This is a genomic window from Actinacidiphila cocklensis (assembly GCF_907177275.1).
Classification (GTDB): domain Bacteria; phylum Actinomycetota; class Actinomycetes; order Streptomycetales; family Streptomycetaceae; genus Actinacidiphila; species Actinacidiphila cocklensis.
Genome location: NZ_CAJSLV010000087.1, coordinates 16333 through 35707, shown reverse-complemented (window position 1 = coordinate 35707; position 19375 = coordinate 16333). Strand labels below are relative to the sequence as shown.

The window sequence follows — 19375 nt, the reverse complement described above, 5'->3', positions numbered from 1 at the left end:
TCAGCCGTTCGTGTTCGTGCAGGTCAACGAACCGTTCAGGGTGACCACGCCACCCGAGCCGCCGTAGTCCTTGGCGATCTTCAGGTTCTGCACCTTCACCGTCCAGGTGCCGCCGTCCTTCTGCGCGGTCACGCCCTCGGACTTGGAGACCCGACCCGAGTAGGTCTTCTTGTCCGGGGCGGCGAAGAGCGCCACCTGGGTGGGGCTGTCGGCCGTGGTCGCGATGAACGACGGGAAGATCTGCGTCTTGGCGAGCACGTCGGGCGTGGTCACCCCGATCAGCTTGCCGCCCTTGATCTCGCACTTGACGCCGCCGGTGAAGTCGGCGCCGCCGGTGTCGTCACCGGTGAAGTCCAGGTGCCCCTCCACCTTGCCGGCCGGCTTGGAGGGCGCGGCCGAGCTGCTCGCAGGGGCGCTGCCGCCGCCGTCCGCGGCCGTGCTCGTCCCGCCGGTGGCGGTCGAGGCGGGCGGGCTGGACGCCGCGTCGTCGGACTTCTTGTCCGACGAGCAGCCCGACAGCGCGGTGGCCGCCAGGACGGCGGTGAGCGCGCCTGCGGTGAGTATCGTGCGGTGGCGCATGCGGCGGTGGTCCTCTCCCCGTGGGTCTGTGGTGCGGGCCAGTGTACGTACCCGCGGTACGAACCCCCGGGTTCAGGTGCGGTCGCGGTCCAGGTAGCGGCGCCAGCCGCCGAACGCGGTGATGTCCTCCGCGCCCGCGAGCGCCTCCGGCTCGCACAGGAAGCCGGTCACCTCGCAGCCGTCGCGCAGCGCGACCCTGCCCAGGGCCATCGGGCGGGGGAGCGCGGCCAGCAGCGCGCCCAGCGCGGCGGGCGCCAGCTCCCACACCTCGGCCTCGACGGCCGCACCCTTCTCCGCCACGCGCACCAGACCCGGCTTGGGCGGCACGGTGTCCAGGGCGTACAGCCGGTAGGACGGCGCCGTCGTCGTCGCCGCCACCAGGCGGCCGCCCAGCGCGAGCAGTTGCGGATTGAGCGGCTGCCCCGACAGGTGCGCCCCCACCACCGCGAGCCGCAGCGGCGGATCGAGCAGCGCGGCGATCTCCGCGACGCGCTCGTCGCTGCCCGCCGCGCCCAGCAGCATCACTCCGAACGGCAGCCCCGCCACCTCGCCCGCCGGCACCGCGACCGCGCACAGGTCGAGCAGGTTCGCCGAGTTCGTGAAGCGGCCGAGCCGGGTGTTGGCGCCGACCGGGTCCGCGGCGACCTCCGCCAGGGTGGGGTGGCCGGGCGCGGTCGGCAGCAGCAGCGCGTCGGCGTCCGCCATCGCCGTCGTCGCGCGTTCGCGCAGCACCGCCAGCCGCTCGCGGTCCGCGAACAGCCGGTGCGCCGGCAGGTCGCGGGCCGCGCGGATGATGCGGGCCACGGTCGGATCCAGGTCCGCGGCGCCGCGGTCCACGAACTCGCCCACGGCGGTGTAGCGCTCGGCGACGAAGGCGCCGTCGTAGAGCAGCGACGCCGCCTCACTGAAGGGCGTCAGGTCGATCGTCCGCAGCTCGGCGCCTGCCTGTACCAGCCGCGCCTTCGTCGCCTCGAACGCCGCCGCCCAGCCGTCGTCCAGCTCGCCGAGCTGCGCGGTCGGCGGCACCGCGACCCGCCACGGCCCCGGGCGGCGCGGCGGTGGCACCGGGCTCGCCAGCAGCGCCAGCGCCCTGCGGGCCGCGGGGAGCGTACGGGCGAATACGCTCACGCAGTCCAGGCTCGCGCAGGCCGGCACGACGCCCTGCGTGGACACCAGGCCGCGGGTCGGCTTGAGCCCGACGATGCCGTTGAAGGCCGCGGGGACGCGGCCCGAGCCCGCGGTGTCCGTGCCCAGCGCCAGGTCCACGAGGCCCAGCGCCACGGCGACGGCCGAGCCCGAGCTGGAGCCGCCGCTCACCCTTTCCGGGTCGAGGGCGTTGCGCACCGCGCCGTAGGGGCTTCTGGTGCCGACCAGGCCGGTGGCGAACTGGTCCATGTTCGTCGACCCCAGCACGATCGCGCCCGCCGCGCGCAGCGCGGCCACGGCCGGGGCGTCGGCCTCGGGTTCGTACCCGTACGAAGGGCAGGCCGCGGTCGTCGGCAGCCCCTTGACGTCGATGTTGCCCTTCACGGCGAGCAGCGTCCCGGCCAGCGGGAGCGGGTCGCCTGCGGCGACCCGCGCGTCCACTTCCCGCGCCTCGGCTGCGACCTCCTCCTCGGGCCGCAGCGCGATCCACACCTCCGGCCTCCCGGCCCGGGCGATCTCCTTGTACGCCGCGTCCACCCGACGCTCCGCGTCACCCATGTCCGTGCCCTCCTCAACCCTGCGGTTCTGCCTTGCGCTTTGCCCCTTGCGGTGGCCTGTCGCCTTCAACGCCGTCGTGGCTGGTCGCGCAGTTCCCCGCGCCCCTGAGGTCCTGCCCCCCGCGGTGCGTGCTTCGTCGCCGGCGCCGTCGTGGCTGGTCGCGCAGTTCCCCGCGCCCCTGGGTGATTGCGCCTTGCGGTGCATTGCTTGCCTGCGGCTGCGTCGTGGCTGGTCGCGCAGTTCCGCCCCCAGAGCATCGCCCGGGGGGTACCCCCAGCGCCGCCTGAAAACGCTCACCCTCTGCGCAGAGGCCACCCACCCGGGGGCGCGGGGAACTGCGCGCCCGGCCAAGGCGGACCGGAACGTGAACGCCACAGGATGTGGCACCCACCAGGGGGCGCGGGGAACTGCGCGACCGGCCACCACGCACCGGAAAAGGCGCCGCCACGGCAAGTGGCACCCCCCAAAACGCCCCGCCGCAGGCGGTGTTCATGGGGCCAGCGTCAGCAGAACCGTGCCCGGGGAGACCTGGTCGCCCGGGGTGACGTGGATCGTGGAGACGCGGCCGGCCACGGGCGCGAGGACCGGCGACTCCATCTTCATCGCCTCCAGCGTGAGCAGGTTCTGGCCCGCTTCCACCGTGTCGCCCGGGCGGACCGCGAGCCGCCAGACGCCGGCGGCGAACTCCGCCTCGACGGCGCACCCGCCCGGCGGGACGGGCACCGCGTCGGGCGCGGCGGCCGGCGCCGCGACCGCCTCGGCCCGGGCGAACTCCCCGGCCTCCTCCCACGCCAGCCGCTCCGCGGCGAACGCCGCGGACTGCCGTTGCCGGAACTCGGCGATCGGCTCCGCGTTCTCGGCGAGGAACCGCTGGTGGTCGGCCAGCGCGAACTCCCCTTCCTCCACCTTCAGCCGCAGGCGCCCCGCCGCCATGTCGGCCCGCAGGTCCAGGAGTTCCTCCGCGCCGACCGGATACCACCTGATCCGGTCGAAGAAGCGCAGCAGCCACGGCTGTTCGCGGTCGGTTCGGCCGTTCCAGACCTGGACCGTACGGCCCACGAACTGGTAGCCGCCCGGCCCCTCCATGCCGTAGATGCACAGGTACGCCCCGCCGATCCCGACGGAGTTCTCCGCGGTCCAGGTGCGGGCCGGGTTGTACTTCGTGGTGACGAGCCGGTGCCGCGGGTCGAGCGGCGTGGCGACGGGTGCGCCCAAGTACACGTCGCCCAGCCCGAGTACGAGGTACTCCGCGTCGAATACCGTGCGGTAGACGTCCTCGACGGAGTCGAGCCCGTTGATGCGGCGGATGAACTCGATGTTCCACGGGCACCAGGGGGCGTCGTCGCGGACGCCGGCCATGTAGCGGGCGATGGCCTCCCGGGTGGCCGGGTCGTCCCAGGACAGCGGGAGGTGGACGGTGCGGCTGGGCACCACCAGCTCGCCGGTCGGCGGCAGCGCGTCCTCGGCCTCGTGGACCAGGTCGAGCAGCTTGGCCGTCGGCAGCTCCGCCGGGTCGACGTGGATCTGCAGCGAGCGGATGCCGGGGGTGAGGTCGACGACTCCCGGCATCCGCTGGGCGGCGAGGTGTTCGGCGAGCGCGTGCACCCGCATCCGCAGCGCGAGGTCGAGCTGCATCGGCCCGTACTCGACCAGCAGGTTGTCGTCGCCGCTGCGGCGGTAGGTCACCGCGGGGCGTGCCGCGGTGGCCGCCGAGCGGTCGAGCACACCGCCGTCGCCCAGCACCGGCCTGGAGGGCACGGGCGCGGTCGCGGGGGAGGTGCGCAGCGCGGCCGCCGCGTCGTCGGTGACCGGCACGAAGCGGACGGTGTCGCCGGGCCGCAGCTGGCCCAGCTTCCAGCGCTGCCCGGTCACGACGGTGGCCGGGCAGACGAAGCCGCCGAGCGAGGGGCCGTCGGGGCCGAGCAGCACCGGCATGTCGCCGGTGTAGTCGACGGCGCCGACCGAGTAGGGCGTGTCGTGGATGTTGGACGGGTGCAGGCCCGCCTCGCCGCCGTCGCCGCGTGCCCAGCGCGGTTTGGGGCCGACGAGGCGCACGCCGGTGCGGGCGGAGTTGAAGTGGACGCTCCAGGCGGCCGCGTAGAAGTCCCTGATGTCGTCCTCGGTGAAGAACTCCGGTGCCGCGTGCGGCCCTTCGACGGCGCCGATGGCCCATTCGGTGCCGATCGCGGGGCGCCGCCCGGGCGGTACGGGCCGCCCGTCCGCGGTGCCGCCGCCGTGCAGGACGTCGGCGGCCCGCAGCGCCCGCCCGCCGTGCCCGCCGAACCTGCCGAGGGTGAACGTGGCGGTGCTGCCGAGGAATTCGGGCGTGTCGAGCCCGCCGGCCAGCAGGACGTACGTGCGCAGGCCGGCCTCCTGCGGCGCCCCGACGTCCAGCACCGCACCGGCCGGCACGGTCACCGGCTCCCACTGCGGCACCGGCAGCCCGTCGACTGTGACCGGAGCGGGCGCTCCGGTGACGCAGACCGTGGTGGCGTGGCTGAACCGCAACGCCGGTCCCTGCAGGGTGCATTCGAGCCCGGCGGCGCCCTCGTCGTTGCCCAGCGCCTCGTTGCCCAGCCGGAAGGACAGGTCGTCCATCGGCCCGCACGGCGGCACCCCGACGTGCCACAGGCCGGTGCGGCCCGGCCAGTCCTGGACGGTGGTCATGGTGCCGGCGCGGACCACGTCGATCCGCCGCGAGCCGTCGGTGACGCCGTCCAGGGTGGCGGTGCTGTGCGTGGCGGCCCGCAGGTCGGGGTCTGTCAGGGCGGCCCGCAGCAGCCCGAGGTTGGTCTCGATGCCGTCGACGCGGGTCGCGGCCAGCGCGTCGGCGAGTTTGGCCAGTGCCTCGTCGCGGTCGGCGCCGTGCGCGATCACCTTGGCCAGCATCGGGTCGTAGGAGGTGGTGACCTCGGTGCCGGTCCCGACCCAGGTGTCGACGCGCACCCCGGGCGGGAAGGCGACCCGGGTGAGCACCCCGGCGCTCGGGCGGTGCCCGCGTGCCGGGTCCTCCGCGTAGATCCGCGCCTCGACGGCGTGCCCCGCGGGCTCGCCCGGCTCGGCGGGCGCCGTGCCGTCCATGGCGAGCCGCAGCATCCACTCGACCAGGTCGACGCCGTAGGTCTCCTCGGTGACCGGGTGCTCGACCTGGAGTCGGGTGTTGACCTCCAGGAAGTACGCCTCGGCGCGCTCGGCGTCGTAGACGAACTCCACGGTGCCCGCGGAGCGGTAGCCGACCGAGGCGCACAACGCCCGTGCGCTGTCGTGCAGCCGGCGTCGCACCGCGGCGGGCAGGCCGGGCGCAGGGGCCTCCTCCAGCACCTTCTGGTGGCGGCGCTGCAGGGAGCAGTCGCGGTCGCCGAGCGCGACCACCCGTCCCCGACCGTCGCCGAAGACCTGCACCTCGACGTGGCGGGCGCGCTCCACGAGCCGTTCGAGGAAGACCCCGGCGGAGGAGAATCCGGCGGCTGCCGCGCGCTGCACCGGCTCCCAGGCGGCGGCCAGTTCGGCTGCCGAGCGGCAGGCGCGCATGCCGATGCCGCCTCCGCCGCCGGTCGCCTTGAGCATCACCGGGTAGCCGAGCCCGTCGGCGGCGGCCAGCGCCGCGTCCAGGTCGGGCAGCAGCCCGGTGCCGGGCAGCAGCGGTACCCCGGCGGCCTCGGCCGCGGCGCGCGCGGTGTGCTTGGCGCCGAAGACGTCGAGGTGCTGCGGCTCGGGGCCGACGAAGGCCAGGCCCGCGGCCTCGCAGCGGCGGGCGAAGTCCGCGTCCTCCGACAGGAATCCGTACCCGGGGTGGATCGCACCCGCACCGGTCTGCCCGGCGGCCGCGAGTACCGCGTCGACGTCCAGGTAGCTGGCCGCGGCGGGCGCGGGTCCCAACCGCACCGCGGTGTCGGCCAGATGCACGTGCGGGGCGCCGCGGTCGGGGTCGGAGAAGACGGCGACCGTGCGCAGGCCGATGCGCCGGGCGGTGCGGATGACCCGGGCGGCGATCTCGCCCCGGTTGGCCACCAGCAGCGTGTCGAAGCTCATCCGCGGGCCTCCGTGTCCGCCGCTTCGCCGGTGACGACCGTCATCCGTACCGGAGTCGGGTCGAAGCCGTTGCAGGGGTTGTTGATCTGCGGGCAGTTGGAGACCAGCACCAGCACGTCGGTCTCGGCCCGCAGCGCCACCTCCAGGCCGGGCGCCGAGTGGCCGTCCACGATGCCCAGCGTGCCGTCGTCCTCGACCGGCACGTTCATGTACCAGTTGATGTTGCTGACCAGGTCGCGCTTGCCGAGCCCCCAACGGGCGCCCTCGGCGAGGAAGTTGTCCACGCAGGCGTGCTGCGACCAGGTGTGGTGGCCGTAGCGCAGGGTGTTGGACTCCTTCGAGCAGGCGCCGGCGATCGTGTCGTGCCCGCCGCAGCCGTCGGCGACGACCGTCATCAGCGGGGTGTGCTCGGTGGACAGCAGCACGCTGCCGGTGGTCAGGAAGATGTTGCCCTGCGCCTGGATGGTGTCGGGCGCGCTGTAGCGCACGGCGGTGTCGTGGGCGTCGTAGACCAGGAAGTCCACCGCCTGGTTGCCGTGCAGGTCGGTGACGGTGAGCAGGCCGCCGGCGGGTATCACCGCCGACCAGGGGGCGCGTGCGGGTACGGTCACGGTGGTCATCACAGCCCCCTGGCGGTCAGGTGCTCGGCGGTGTTCAGGAACGCCCTGCGGCCCTCGGGTGTGGCGTCCCACAGCGGGTCCTGCGGCCCGGTCGGCGCCCCGGCCTTCGCGCGGACCTCAAGGGGTCCGCACACGTACTGCGGCCGCGGGTCCAGCGGGTGCGGCACGTTCGCCAGCAGGACGGTCAGCGGCTGCTCGGCCCGCAGCGTCACCGCGGTGCCGGGACCCGCCGAGCCGATGAACTCCAGCGAGCCGTCCGGGTCGACCCGCACGCCCTGGAAGAACGACAGGGACGGCGGCAGGTCGCGCGGCTCCAACCCCTGCTTGGCCGCGGCCAGGACGAACAGCTCGCGTCCCGCCGGAGTGCCGCCCTGCGGCGAACCGTCCCCGTAGCGCGCGGTGTTGCGCGCCGCTGACGACGTGCCGCACAGCGTGTCGTGCCGGCCGCTGGTGTCGGCGACCAGCGAGGCGAGCACCCGGCCCTGGTCGGACAGCAGCAGCCGGCCGGCGCCCAGGTAGGCGTTCCACTGCACCTTCACCGTGTCCGCGACGTTCAGCCGCTCCCACGGGCGGCCCTCGGCGAACAGCAGCAGGTGCGCGCACGCGGTGCCGGTGGGGTCGGCGAGCCGCAACTCGGTGCCGCGGGCGAGCGACTTGTGCGTGTAGTTGCCGCCGGCGACCGTCTCGGCCCACACCAGCCCGTCGGGCGCCGGCACCAGCGGCATCGCGGCCGCACGCTTGCCGTCCTGCGCCCGGGCATGGTCCCGGGCGCCGTACGTCGTCCCTGTCGCCACCGTGCACCTCCTATTTCTGTCGTGCGACAGAAATTAGGCGGCGGCGGATTCCGGGCGGTTGCACGGGTGTTGCGCGCGGGTTACCGGCCGCTCACCGGTGCCGCCCGGCGTGGGCGGCGTCCGGCACTGTGCGACGATCGCCGGGTGAATACCAGCGGACGGCGCGTCGGGCGGCCCAGGGCGCAGCAGCGGCCCGACAGCGGGATGAGTCCCAGGCAGGAGCTCCTGACCGCGGCCGCCGAACTCTTCACCACCCGCGGCTACACCGCGACGACGACCCGCGCGGTCGCCGAACGCGCCGGTATGCGGCAGGCGTCGATGTACCACTACGTCGGCGGCAAGGAGGATCTGCTCGCCGAGTTGCTGGAGGGCACGGTCACCCCGTCCCTCGCGCTCGCCCGCACGCTCCTGGCGGACACCTCGCGACCGGCCGAGCGGCGGCTGTGGGAGCTGTGCCGGGCGGACGTGGAGCTGCTGTGCGCCGCCCCGTACAACCTCGGCGTCCTCTACCTCCTGCCCGAGGTGCGGGCCGAGCGCTTCGCGCCCTTCCGCGACGCCCGCGCCGACCTGAAGTCCGCGTACACCGCGCTCCTGGCCGCGACGGAGGCGGGCGCCGCGCTGCCCGCGGACGAGCTGGCGGTCCGGGCGGACCTGCTCTTCGCCCTGATCGAGGCCGTCATCCTCATTCCCCGCCCGAGCCCGCGGATCGCGTCCGCGACCGCCGACGCCGCACTGCGGCTGGCGGGCGCCTGACCCTCCGGCAGGAGGTCAGTGGGGGATGCCGTCGATGATCTCGCGTGCGCCCTGGCCGAGCAGTTCGGCCGCGGCCCGGGCGCCGAGGGCCGCCGGGTCGCTGCTCTCGCCCCGGACGTGGGCGCGGACGAAAGCCGAGCCGTCCTCGGAGAAGACCATGCCGCGCAGCGAGAGCCGACCGTCCTGCCCGGTGACGCAGTACCCGGCGATGGGGCTGTTGCAGTGGCCCTGCAGGCCGTGGAGCATCGCCCGCTCCGCGGTGACCTCGGCCATCGTCCTGCCGTGGTTCAGCCGCGCCAGCAGCCCCGTCATCGGGCCGTCGCCGTCGCGGCACTCCAGGCCGAGCACTCCGGCTCCCACGGCCGGCAGCATCTCGTCGACGGTGAAGACCTGGCGGCCGCGGTGGGTCAGCTCCAGCCGCTCCAGCCCCGAGGTCGCCACGATCATGGCGTCCAGCACGGTGTCGACCGGCTTCCTGCCGTCGAGCTTGTCGATCCGCGTCCCGACCGCGCCCCGTACCCGTACGACCTCGAGGTCCTGACGCATGCGGGCGACCTGCGCCTTGCGGCGTACCGCCGAGGTCGCCAGGGCGGCCCCCGCCGGGAGGTCGTCGAGCGTCCGCAGCGCGGAGCCCTCGGGGAAGAGCAGGACGTCCCGTACGTCGTCACGGGGCAGGAACGCGGCGAAGACCAGGCCCTCGGGCACGGCGACGTCCCCGGGCACGTCCTTCATGCAGTGGACGGCCATGTCCACGTCGCCCTGCTGGACCATCGCGTCGATCTGCTTGACGAACAGCCCCTTCCCGCCGAGCTTGGCCAGGTCCCCCTGCCACAGGTCCGCCTCGGTGGTGACCGGCACCAGTTCGACCTGGAGGCCCGGCTCCTCCTTGCGCAGGAGGTCGGCCACGAGGTGGGCCTGCGCCAGCGCCATCGGTGAGCTGCGGGTGCCGATCCGCAAAGTCCGGTCGGTGGGAAAGGTGTTCATGGGGCAGCAGTCCTCTCGTCCGTGTCCCACCGTAGAGGGTCCCCTCGGTGGAGCAGAAACGGACCGGGACCGGTTACGCCGGCGCGGGCGCACCGTCCGCAGCGGGGCGGGGGCGGGTGAGGTCGCGGACGATCTCGTCGATCTGCCCGTTGCCCTGCTCCCACTCGTCGCCGCCGTCTTCGAGGTGCATGATCCGCCGTATCTGGCCGGGGCTGAGGCCGCGGTCGTGCAGGGCGAAGACCTGTTCGCGCCAGGCGATCGACGTCGCGCCCCCTTCGACCCGCCAGTGCGCCTCCGAGGCCTGCCGTGCGAGTTCCTGTGCCTGCTCCAGTGCGAGATCGGCCCGCCGCAGGCCCTGTTCGGTCGCGCTCCGGGCCTGGGCGAGGGCCTTGTCCGACCTCCGCAGGCTGAGTACCGCGATGACGACGGCGATCAGGTTGCCCAGCACGCCCGAGACCACGGCGATGAGGTCCGATGTGTCCATGTGATCCCCTCCCCCTGCGTGATCCCACGCAGGGGGAGCGGCAAAACTCGCGCCGGCCCTGGGGCGGGTCCCTAGGGAGTCGGCGACGGGAGCGCCGACGGCGGGAGTGCCTCCTGCGCCGAGCGGCCGCGCCGCGCCCGCACGGTCCGCCAGGAGAAGCCGATGACCAGCGTGACCAGCAGGAACAGCGGGGAGAACCACTGGAAGTACCAGTGGGAACCCGAGGGGTCGTAGACCGCGGCCCGCGGCCAGGCGAGGTTGACGGTCATCGCCAGGCCGTAGAGGAGGGCGGCCGCGTTGACGGGGACGCCCCAGCGGCCCAGGGAGAAGACGGGGGCGCCGGACTCGTCGGTGGCGGGCGGGAGGGGGGAGCGCAGGCGGCGTAGCAGCAGCGGTCCGGTCACCATCGAGTACGCGAGGTAGAGCATCACGATGCAGGTCGTGCCGATGGCCAGCCACGCCTCGGGCGAGGTGAAGGCGATCAGCAGCAGCGCGGCCGACAGCACGCCGACGACCAGCGCGGGCGCCGGCGGCTGGCCGGTGCGGGGGGAGACCCGGGAGAGCGTGGCGGAGAAGGGCAGCGCGCGGTCGCGGGCCATCGAGAAGAGCATCCTGGTCGCCGACGTCTGGATCGCCAGCGTGGCCACCGCGACCGCCAGCGCGACGTCGCAGAGCAGGACGCGGCCGAGCCCGCTGCCGAGCCGGCTGGTGAGGACGTACGACAGGCCGTCCGTGCCGAGCCGGCCGTCCGTGAGGCTGGGTGCGGCCAGCACCGCGGCCAGCACGAGCAGCGACGCCAGCACCCCGGCCGCGGCCAGCGCGGTGAGGATCGTGCGCGGCGCGACCCGGCGCGGATGCCGGGTCTCCTCGCTCATCTCGCCCGCGCTGTCGAAGCCGATCATGACGTAGGCCGCGGCGAAGGAGCCGACCAGCAGGGCGGACCCGCCGCCCCCGGTGTGCACGGTGACGGCGGGGGAGCGGTCGGCGTGGGTGAGCAGCAGGACGACGATGAGGACCGCGCCGGCGATCTCCGCGGTCACCCCGATCCGGTTGACCAGCGACATGACCTTGTTGTCCAGCAGGTTCACCACGGTGGTGAGCACCAGCAGGACGATGCCGAGCAGCGCCGCGTTGGCCGCGCCGTCGGAGGACACCGGCGAGGTGTCCGTGCCGATCAGCTGGAAGCCGGACCAGACCGCGGGCAGGACGACCTGGAGCGCGAGCGCGGCCGCGGCGACGACCACGATCTGCCCGAGCACCATGATCCAGCCGGCGTACCAGCCGAAGACGGCGTTGCTCAGCCGGCTGGACCACTGGTAGATGGCGCCGGATATCGGGTAGCGGGCGGCGAGTTCGGCGAAGCAGGCGGCGACGAGCAGCTGGCCGATCAGGACGGCGGGCCAGGTCCAGAAGAAGCGCGGACCGCCGAAGGAGTAGCCGAAGGCGAAGAACTGGAAGACGGTGGTCAGCACCGAGATGAAGGAGAATCCGGCCGCGAAGGACGCGTAGCGTCCCAGGCTGCGGTGCAGTTCCTGGCGGTAGCCGAAGTCGGCGAGCCCCGCGGTGTCCTCGGGGCTGTGCTGGTCCGGCGGCTGCGAACGGGCGTCCGATGGTGCGGTGGCGGTCATGGGCCGGCCCCCCTGGGTCAGGTATTCCTGTCGATCGACAGAAATTAGGGAGCCGGTGTTTCGGCTGAATGACGCGGCCATGTCGGGCGCGGGCCGAAGTGCTCACGCAGCCTCGCAATTTCGCGATACATCGCGGTTGCCCTGCCCGACGAGACGCGATATGTTCGGCCACGGATATACGCCAGCGAGGAATGACGGGGGTGAGGACTGTGGCGAAGCGGCGCAAGCTCTCCAACCCGCTGGCCCTGGCGGTCATGGTGCTGCTCGGCGAGCGCCCGATGCACCCGTACGAGATCGCCCGGGTGCTGCGGCAGCGCGGCAAGGAACACAGCATCAAGATCAACTACGGTTCGCTCTACACCGTGGTGCAGAACCTCGAGAAGCACGGCTTCGTGACCGTCGCCGACGTCCAGCGGCAGGGCAACCGCCCCGAGCGCACCCTCTACGGGCTCACCGACGAGGGCCGGGTCGAGATGCACGACTGGCTCGCCGACGTGGTGGCCGTACCGGCGCAGGAGTACCCGGCGTTCGAGGCCGGGCTCTCGCTGATCGGGGCGCTGCACCCGGACGAGGCGGTGGAGCTGCTCACCGAGCGGGCCGCGGCGCTGGAGATCCAAGCCGCCGCCCTGCGCGGGGTGCTGGCCAAGCTCGACGCGGAGCTGCCGCGGCTGTTCATGCTGGAGACCGACTACCGGGCGCGGATGGTCGAGGCGGAGGCCGGCTGGGTGCGCCATCTGCTCGACGAGGTGGCCGCGGGCCGCCTGACCGGTGCCGACGAGTGGCGCAGCTGGCACGAGACCGGCGACATGCCGGAGGGCTGGTCCGAGCTGGAGGAGCGGTTCCCCGCCTTCGACCCCGCTTCCGACCCCGCGGCGACCGCCGACGGCGGGCAGCCGGCCGTACCCGTCACCTCCACCGAGAAGGAGGACCGCCCCGGCAGTACGACCTGACCAGAGGGAAAGACACCGGCGCCCGCTGCTGCAACAGCGGACGCCGGAACGCGAACCACCGACCGGACACCCGCGGCAGCGGACGTCGGGCGATCGAGGTGCGGCACACCCACGATAGCCCGGCTCCTCCCCGCAGGCGCTCCGGTGACCCGGCACGCCCGGCACACCTGACCCGGAGGACCACCACCATGACCACCGCAGCGCCCGCCGTCGAGGCGGACGGCCTGACCAAGACCTACCCCGGCGGGGTGAGAGCCCTCGACGGCATGGGTATCACCGTCGCCGCCGGCACCGTCTTCGGGCTGCTCGGCCCCAACGGCGCCGGCAAGTCCACCACCGTCAAGATCCTCACCACCCTGGCCCGCCCGGACGCAGGCACCGCCCTGGTCGCCGGGCACGACGCCCTGCGCCACCCGGACCGGGTCCGCCGCGCCATCGGCGTCGTCGCGCAGAAGTCCGGCGCCGACCCGGTCGCCACCGGCCGGGAGAACCTGCTGCTCCAGGGGCGGCTGTACGGGCAGCGCGGTGCCGCGCTCGGCCGCCGCGCCGACGAGCTGCTCGAACGCTTCGACCTCGCCGAGGCCGGCGGCCGCCTGGTGCGGACGTACTCCGGCGGCATGCAGCGCCGCCTCGACGTGGCGCTCGGCCTGATGCACCGCCCGCAGGTGCTGTTCCTCGACGAGCCGACCACCGGGCTCGACCCGGAGGCGCGTACCGCGATGTGGGAGGAGATCTCCCGGCTCGCCGGGGAGGAGGGCCTGACCATCCTGCTCACCACGCACTACCTGGAGGAGGCCGACCGGCTCGCCGAGCGGATCGCGATCGTCGACCGCGGCCGGGTCGTCGCCGAGGGCACCCCCGACGAGCTCAAGGGCGAACTGCGCGGCGACGCCGTCCACGTGGAGCTGCGCGACACCCCCGACGAGGTCGACGCCCGGCTGCTGGCCACCGCGCTCGGCGAGTTCGCCGCGGTACGCGAGGTGACGGTGGAAGGACGGCGGCTCAGCGCCCGCGCCGACGACGGACCCGCCGCCGTACCGCACGTGCTGGCGGTGCTGGAGCAGCAGGGCGCCGCGGTGGCGTCCGTGACCGTGGCCAGGCCGTCGCTCGACGACGTCTATCTGCGGTACGCGGGGCGGCGGTTCGCCGACGCGGACACCGGCACGGGCGGCACGGGCGCGACGGCGGTCCAGCCGGCGGCGAGCGCGGGAGGCGCCCGATGAGCACCGAAACCCTGCACCAGACCTGGTACATGACGCAGCGCCAGCTGATGGCGATCCTGCGGCAGCCGGTCTTCCTGGTCGTCACCCTGGTCCAACCGGTGATCTGGCTCTTCCTGTTCGGCTCGCTCTTCCGCAAGGTGGTCGAACTGCCGGGCTTCGGCGCCGGGTCGTACCTGGACTACCTGGTGCCCGGCGTGGTCGTGATGAGCGCGGTGTCCTCCAACATGTGGGCCGGCATGGGCACGTTGGAGGAGATCGAACGCGGCACCCTCAACCGGTTCCTGACCACCCCGGTCAGCCGGACCGCGCTGATGAACGCCAACGTGATGCAGCAGGGCTGCAGCACCGCGGCCCAGTCGGTGCTGATCGTGCTGCTCGGCAAGCTCGGCGGCGCCGACTACCCGGGCGGGATCGGCGGGCTGCTGGTGCTGCTGCTGGCGTCGGTGCTGCTCGGCACGGTCTTCGGTGCCGCCTCCAACGCGGTGGGCATGCTGGTCAGGCAGCGGGAGAGCATCATCGGGATCAACAGCTTCCTGCTGCTGCCGCTGACCTTCCTGTCCTCGGCCTTCATGGCGCCCGGCCTGATGCCGTCCTGGATGCGGCACGTCGCGGACGGCAACCCGGTCAACTGGGCGCTGGTCGCGGGGCGTTCGGCGATGTCGGCGGACCCGGACTGGGGCGACGTGCTCAGCCGCGGCGGGGCGCTGCTGGCCCTCGCGGTGGCCGCGGTGTGGCTGTCCACCCGCACCTTCCGCTCCTACCAGCAGTCGGTGTGAGCCCGGCGGCCGGTCACCTCGTACGGTGACCGGCCGCCGCGTCCGTAACGGCCGTCGCCAGGGCGGGACCTTGTGGACCCGCCCTACGCCGGGCCGCCGGCCTCCTGCTCGCGCTCCACCTCGGCGTTCCACTCGCGCTTGGACGACTGCCAGCCGTCCTCGTCGGCGCCGCGCCGCCAGTAGCCCGACACCGACAGCCGCTCGCGCGCGATACCGCGGTCCAGCCGGACGAAGCGGCGCAGCTCCTTGACGAAGCCCGCCTCCCCGTGCATGAAGACCTGCACGTCACCGGGCGGGAAGTCCAGCGCGGTGACCGCCGCCACGAGCGCCTCGCCGACCGGCCGGCCGGCCCGGTGCAGCCAGACGACCTCCACGTCGCCGCGCACCAGCAGCTTCTGCTCCTCCGCAGGTCCCGCGACCTCCACGAAGACCCTGGCCACCGCGCCGGGCGGCAACTGCTCCACGGCCGCGGCGACGGCCGGCAGCGCGCTCTCGTCGCCCGCCAGCAGGTGCCAGTCGGCCGCCGGGTCGGGGGCGTAACCACCGCCGGGACCGAGGAAGTAGAGGCCGTCGCCCGGCCGTGCGGCCGCCGCCCACGGCCCCGCCAGGCCCTCGTCGCCGTGGTGGACGAAGTCCACGGTCAGCTCGCCGGTCGCCGCGTCCCAGGCCCGTACCGTGTACGTGCGGGTCCGCGGCCACTGCTCGCGCGGCAGGTCGCGGCGTACCGCCTCCAGGTCCAGGGGCTCGGGGTAGGCCACGCCCGGCGGTGCGAAGAGCAGCTTGACGTAGTGGTCGGTGTAGGCGCCGATCTCCGGCCGGTCGTCCGGGCCGACCGCCAGCACCACCCGGATCATGTGCGGGGTGAGCCGCTCGGTGTGCACCACGGTGGCGTGCCGGGGTGTGGGAGTCCTGCGCGCGGGCCGATCCGCCCTGTCCGCCGAGTCCGCCATGAATGAGCCCCGCTCTCTGCCGCCGCGTTCGTACGGCCGCCGGTCCTTGTCGCACCGCTGTCGACGTGCGCCCCTCGATCGTACTTAGGTAAGCCTAATCGAGGGGTTCCGCGCCACGGGATTTCGCCGCTTCACAACTTGAAGGCTGCGCGACCCCTTGACGGCCCTCGGGTGTCGTCGCTTCCATACAGTTGCGAATGGGAGCGCTCCCACAGGCTTCCTGACCACCCGTCACGCCACGAACTGAAGCGTTCCATCCCCCCACCGAGAGGAAGCGCACCGTGGTTCCCAATCCGGACGTCCGAAGTCCGCTGAGAGGCCTGGCCCGGCTGCGCGTGGTGCTGGCCGCCGTGGTCGCGGCGGCGATGCTCGCGTTGCTGTCGCTCGCGGGGCAGAGCCACGCCGACGCCGCCGCGGCGCCCGCCGCCGACGCGGGTACGGGCTACTGGCACACCAGCGGCCGGCAGATCCTGGACTCCAACAACCAGGCGGTGCGCATCGCGGGCATCAACTGGTTCGGCTTCGAGACCTCCAACGAAGTGGTGCACGGCCTCTGGTCGCGCGACTACAAGAGCATGATCGACCAGATGAAGACGCTGGGCTACAACACCATCCGGCTGCCCTACAGCGACGACATCTTCAAGCCGGGTGCGACGGCCAACAGCATCACCTTCTACAACATGAACACCGACCTGCAGGGGCTCGCCCCGCTGCAGATCATGGACAAGATCGTCAACTACGCGGGCTCGGTCGGCCTGCGGGTGATCCTGGACCGGCACCGCCCGGACTCCAGCGCGCAGTCCGCGCTGTGGTACACCAGCAGCGTCCCGGAGTCGACCTGGATCACCAACCTCAAGGCGCTGGCGACCCGTTACCAGGGCAACACCGCCGTCGTCGGCATCGACCTGCACAACGAGCCGCACGACCCGGCCTGCTGGGGCTGCGGCGACACCACGATCGACTGGCGGCTCGCGGCCGAGCGGGCGGGCAACGCGGTCCTGGGCGTCAACCCCAGCCTGCTGATCTTCGTCGAGGGCATCCAGACCTTCAACGGCACCTCCGGCTGGTGGGGCGGCAACCTGATGGGCGCCGGGCAGTACCCGGTGGAGCTGAACGTGGCCAACCGGGTGGTCTACTCGGCCCACGACTACGCCACCAGCGTCGCCCAGCAGACCTGGTTCTCCGACCCGACCTTCCCGGCGAACATGCCGGCGCTGTGGGACAAGTACTGGGGCTACCTGTTCAAGCAGAACATCGCCCCCGTGTGGGTCGGCGAGTTCGGCACCACCCTGCAGTCCACCATCGACCAGCAGTGGCTCAAGGCCCTGGTCAGCTACATGCAGCCGACCTCGGGCAACGGCGGGAACAGCATCAGCTGGACCTTCTGGTCCTGGAACCCCGACTCCGGTGACACCGGCGGCATCCTCAAGGACGACTGGCAGACCGTCGACACCGTCAAGGACGGCTACCTGAGCAGCATCAAGGCCCCGACCTTCGGCGGCTCGACGGGCGGCACGAACGGCGGTACGTCCACCGGCACTTCGACGGGTACGAGCACGGGTACGTCGACCGGTACGAGCACCGGTACGTCCACCGGGACCTCCACGGGTACGAGCACCGGTACGTCGACGGGCACGTCCACCGGCACCTCGACGGGCACGAGTACGGGCACGTCGGCCGGCACCACCGGCGGCACCGGCGGGAACAAGGGCTGCACCGCCGCCCTGCACGTGGACAACCAATGGGACGCCGGCTTCACGGCCACCGTCACGGTGACCAACACCGGCACCGCGGCGACCACCGGCTGGAAGGTGGCCTGGACCTGGCCCGGCAACCAGCAGGAGACCTCGGGCTGGAGCGCCACCATCACCCAGTCCGGCGCCGCGGTCACCGCCGTGAACCTCTCCTACAACGGGGCGGTCGCGCCCGCCGCCTCGACCAGCTTCGGCCTCCAGGGCACCTCGTCGGGAACGGTCGGCGCACCGACGCTGACCTGCACCGCCAGCTGACACCTGCCCCACCTCCACCGCGGTACGACGCCGGCGGACTCCCACCAGGGGGTCCGCCGGCTTCCGTGTGAATGACCTCGTGCAGACCCCTAGGCATACCGACCGGTCGGTACTAACCTCTGGCCACACTCCGTCACTCCACCCGGTTTTCCCGTACCTCCAGGAGGAGCCGCATGTCCGCCACACCGACGTCGTTCGACGCCAACAGACCGGGACCACAGGCCGCGGGTGGCGACGCCCCCACACTGCTGCAGCGGCTCTACCGCCGCGACCTTGCCGCCTACCCGGCCACCGGCCCCCGGATGGCGTACCTGGCCATCGTGGTGGTCACCACGGTCGTGCTCTACTACATGCTCTACATCCAGTACGCGGTCGCCACGTCGATCATCACCCACTTCGACATGACCTACCGCTACTTCGTGTGGGTCTCGGTGATCGGCAACGCGGTCGGCGCCTTCGCCTCGCTCGTCGCGGGACTCGCCGACCGCTGGGGCCGGGCCAACATGGTGGTCTACGGGCTGCTGATCGCCTCGCTGCTGGTCTTCTTCGGGCTGCCGAGCGCCGGCAGCAAGGGCGTCTACCTGGTGCTGTTCGCGCTGGTCAGCATCGTCGAGGGCATCGTGCTGGTGGCAACGCCCGCGCTGATCAGGGACTTCTCGCCGCAGCTCGGCCGGGCCACCGCGATGGGCGCCTGGACGATGGGGCCGGTCGTCGGCAGCCTGGTCGTCACCACGGTCACCAGCCAGACCCTGGACACCTCCAGCTGGCAGGACGAGCTGCGCTACTCCGCGATCGCCGGCCTGGTGGTCTTCGTGGTGGCGATCTTCGCGCTGCGCGAGCTGTCCCCGGGGCTGCGCGACCAGATCATGGTCACCCTGCGGGACCGCGCCCTGGTCGAGGCCCGCGCCAAGGGCATCGACCCGCAGGCCGCACGGCGCGGCGAGTGGCGGCAGATGCTGCGCGTGGACATCGCAGGATCCGGCCTGGCCATCGCCCTCTTCCTGCTGCTGTACTTCGCCGCCGTCGGCAACTTCGTCGTCTACTTCGCGACCACCTACGGCTACAGCGAGCAGCGGGCCAACGCGGTCGCGAACTGGTACTGGGCGGCCAACGCCATCGCCCTGGTCGTGGTCGGCCTGCTGTCCGACCGGCTCAAGGTGCGCAAGCCGTTCATGATCGTCGGAGCGGTCGGCTCGATCGTGATGACGGCGGTCTTCGCCACCCGGGCGACCCATCCGACCACCGACTACTACACCTTCGCCTGGCTCTTCGTCGGCATCGGCGTCTTCAGCGGGGTGGCCTACGGCCCGTGGATGGCGGGCTTCACCGAGACCGTGGAGAAGCACAACCCGGCCGCCACGGCGACCGGCCTGGCGGTGTGGGGCTGGACGATACGGATCGTGGTCGCGGTCTCCGCCGCCTTCATCCCGGTGCTGGTCACCTCGGTGACGCCGCTGGTCGACCACGGGGCGCAGGTCGCCGCGGCGCAGACGCAGGCCGCGCCGGCGCTGGCGATCGTCGGGGCGCACCCGGAGGTCTTCGCGGAGCTGGGCAAGTACCCCGCGGGCAAGGCGCCCGCGGACGTCATGGCCCGCGCCGTCCAGGAGGTCGGCCCGGCCGACCTGGCCACCGTCCAGAAAGCCCAGCCGCAGCTGGCGGTGCTCCAGGAGTACGGCACGAAGGTCCAGAAGGCCGCGCACGACGGGCCGTCGCAGTGGCGCACCTGGTGGTGGATCTGCGTCGGCGGGCAGGTGCTCTTCCTGCCGTTCGTCTTCCTGATGGCCGGCCGCTGGAGCCCGCGCCGCGCCCGCGAGGACGCCGCACTCCACCAGGCCGCGGTCGACCGGGAGCTGGCCTCCCTGAACTGAACGCCCCCCTGGGGGCGCCCC

15 protein-coding genes are annotated in these 19375 nt (G+C 73.0%); 6 read left to right on the top strand and 9 right to left on the bottom strand.

The window, feature by feature from the left end; genetic code table 11:
• From NFU81_RS31520 to NFU81_RS31500, 5 genes are all read right to left on the bottom strand, one after another.
• A complete protein-coding gene (locus tag NFU81_RS31520) occupies positions 1-579 on the bottom strand; it encodes a hypothetical protein (protein WP_251497633.1) in 579 nt (192 codons plus the stop codon).
• Positions 580-651: 72 nt separating this feature from the next.
• Entirely contained in the window at positions 652-2283 is a 1632-nt protein-coding gene (gene atzF / locus NFU81_RS31515) for an allophanate hydrolase (RefSeq protein WP_251497631.1), read from the bottom strand.
• Between the two features lie 489 nt (positions 2284-2772).
• Positions 2773-6315, bottom strand: a complete 3543-nt coding sequence (gene uca / locus NFU81_RS31510) for an urea carboxylase (protein ID WP_251497629.1) — start codon at positions 6313-6315, stop codon at positions 2773-2775.
• Positions 6312-6935, bottom strand: a complete 624-nt coding sequence (locus tag NFU81_RS31505; RefSeq protein ID WP_251497626.1) for an urea amidolyase associated protein UAAP2 — start codon at positions 6933-6935, stop codon at positions 6312-6314. Before NFU81_RS31505 ends, uca begins: the two co-directional genes overlap by 4 nt.
• A complete protein-coding gene (locus tag NFU81_RS31500) occupies positions 6935-7729 on the bottom strand; it encodes an urea amidolyase associated protein UAAP1 (protein WP_251497624.1) in 795 nt (264 codons plus the stop codon). Before NFU81_RS31500 ends, NFU81_RS31505 begins: the two co-directional genes overlap by 1 nt.
• A gap of 204 nt (positions 7730-7933) precedes the next feature.
• On the opposite strand from NFU81_RS31500, the gene NFU81_RS31495 reads away from it, so the two are divergent.
• Positions 7934-8482: a TetR/AcrR family transcriptional regulator gene (locus NFU81_RS31495; protein WP_251497664.1), complete on the top strand. Its 549-nt coding sequence runs from the start codon at positions 7934-7936 to the stop codon at positions 8480-8482.
• A gap of 15 nt (positions 8483-8497) precedes the next feature.
• Here the strand turns inward: NFU81_RS31495 and hemC are convergent, their stop codons facing one another.
• The 3 genes from hemC to NFU81_RS31480 form a co-directional block, all read right to left on the bottom strand.
• Positions 8498-9466 carry a hydroxymethylbilane synthase gene (hemC, locus tag NFU81_RS31490; protein ID WP_251497622.1) on the bottom strand — a complete coding sequence of 323 codons (969 nt, stop codon included), beginning with the start codon at positions 9464-9466 and terminating at the stop codon, positions 8498-8500.
• A gap of 73 nt (positions 9467-9539) precedes the next feature.
• Positions 9540-9950, bottom strand: coding sequence for a hypothetical protein (locus tag NFU81_RS31485; RefSeq protein ID WP_251497620.1), 411 nt, complete (start codon positions 9948-9950; stop codon positions 9540-9542).
• Between the two features lie 71 nt (positions 9951-10021).
• Positions 10022-11578 carry an amino acid permease gene (locus NFU81_RS31480; RefSeq protein ID WP_251497605.1) on the bottom strand — a complete coding sequence of 519 codons (1557 nt, stop codon included), beginning with the start codon at positions 11576-11578 and terminating at the stop codon, positions 10022-10024.
• A gap of 191 nt (positions 11579-11769) precedes the next feature.
• On the opposite strand from NFU81_RS31480, the gene NFU81_RS31475 reads away from it, so the two are divergent.
• The 3 genes from NFU81_RS31475 to NFU81_RS31465 all read left to right on the top strand — a co-directional run bounded on the left by NFU81_RS31475 (position 11770) and on the right by NFU81_RS31465 (position 14527).
• Positions 11770-12528, top strand: a complete 759-nt coding sequence (locus tag NFU81_RS31475) for a PadR family transcriptional regulator (protein WP_251497602.1) — start codon at positions 11770-11772, stop codon at positions 12526-12528.
• A gap of 188 nt (positions 12529-12716) precedes the next feature.
• Positions 12717-13751, top strand: coding sequence for an ATP-binding cassette domain-containing protein (locus tag NFU81_RS31470; RefSeq protein ID WP_251497599.1), 1035 nt, complete (start codon positions 12717-12719; stop codon positions 13749-13751).
• Positions 13748-14527 carry an ABC transporter permease gene (locus NFU81_RS31465; protein ID WP_251497596.1) on the top strand — a complete coding sequence of 260 codons (780 nt, stop codon included), beginning with the start codon at positions 13748-13750 and terminating at the stop codon, positions 14525-14527. The genes NFU81_RS31470 and NFU81_RS31465 overlap by 4 nt, the downstream gene beginning before the upstream one ends.
• An 83-nt stretch (positions 14528-14610) precedes the next feature.
• Here NFU81_RS31465 and NFU81_RS31460 read toward each other — a convergent pair whose 3' ends face one another.
• The gene (locus NFU81_RS31460; protein WP_251497593.1) at positions 14611-15477 is read right to left on the bottom strand and encodes a siderophore-interacting protein; all 867 of its coding nucleotides are present in this window, start codon (positions 15475-15477) and stop codon (positions 14611-14613) included.
• A 365-nt stretch (positions 15478-15842) separates the two neighbouring features.
• Between NFU81_RS31460 and NFU81_RS31455 the strand changes: the two genes are divergently transcribed.
• Positions 15843-17486, top strand: coding sequence for a cellulase family glycosylhydrolase (locus tag NFU81_RS31455; RefSeq protein ID WP_251497661.1), 1644 nt, complete (start codon positions 15843-15845; stop codon positions 17484-17486).
• A gap of 173 nt (positions 17487-17659) precedes the next feature.
• On the top strand, positions 17660-19354 hold the full coding sequence (locus NFU81_RS31450; RefSeq protein ID WP_251497590.1) for an MFS transporter: 1695 nt from the start codon (positions 17660-17662) through the stop codon (positions 19352-19354).
• The last annotated feature ends 21 nt before the right edge of the window (positions 19355-19375 follow it).

Bases quoted from the DNA above. Each gene is read 5' to 3' on its own strand.
- NFU81_RS31520 (WP_251497633.1), bottom strand. From the start codon at position 579: ATGCGCCACCGCACGATACTCACCGCAGGCGCGCTCACCGCCGTCCTG.
- atzF (WP_251497631.1), bottom strand. From the start codon at position 2,283: ATGGGTGACGCGGAGCGTCGGGTGGACGCGGCGTACAAGGAGATCGCC.
- uca (WP_251497629.1), bottom strand. From the start codon at position 6,315: ATGAGCTTCGACACGCTGCTGGTGGCCAACCGGGGCGAGATCGCCGCC.
- NFU81_RS31505 (WP_251497626.1), bottom strand. From the start codon at position 6,935: ATGACCACCGTGACCGTACCCGCACGCGCCCCCTGGTCGGCGGTGATA.
- NFU81_RS31495 (WP_251497664.1), top strand. From the start codon at position 7,934: ATGAGTCCCAGGCAGGAGCTCCTGACCGCGGCCGCCGAACTCTTCACC.
- hemC (WP_251497622.1), bottom strand. From the start codon at position 9,466: ATGAACACCTTTCCCACCGACCGGACTTTGCGGATCGGCACCCGCAGC.
- NFU81_RS31485 (WP_251497620.1), bottom strand. From the start codon at position 9,950: ATGGACACATCGGACCTCATCGCCGTGGTCTCGGGCGTGCTGGGCAAC.
- NFU81_RS31480 (WP_251497605.1), bottom strand. From the start codon at position 11,578: ATGACCGCCACCGCACCATCGGACGCCCGTTCGCAGCCGCCGGACCAG.
- NFU81_RS31475 (WP_251497602.1), top strand. From the start codon at position 11,770: ATGACGGGGGTGAGGACTGTGGCGAAGCGGCGCAAGCTCTCCAACCCG.
- NFU81_RS31470 (WP_251497599.1), top strand. From the start codon at position 12,717: ATGACCACCGCAGCGCCCGCCGTCGAGGCGGACGGCCTGACCAAGACC.
- NFU81_RS31465 (WP_251497596.1), top strand. From the start codon at position 13,748: ATGAGCACCGAAACCCTGCACCAGACCTGGTACATGACGCAGCGCCAG.
- NFU81_RS31460 (WP_251497593.1), bottom strand. From the start codon at position 15,477: ATGGCGGACTCGGCGGACAGGGCGGATCGGCCCGCGCGCAGGACTCCC.
- NFU81_RS31455 (WP_251497661.1), top strand. From the start codon at position 15,843: ATGCTCGCGTTGCTGTCGCTCGCGGGGCAGAGCCACGCCGACGCCGCC.
- NFU81_RS31450 (WP_251497590.1), top strand. From the start codon at position 17,660: ATGTCCGCCACACCGACGTCGTTCGACGCCAACAGACCGGGACCACAG.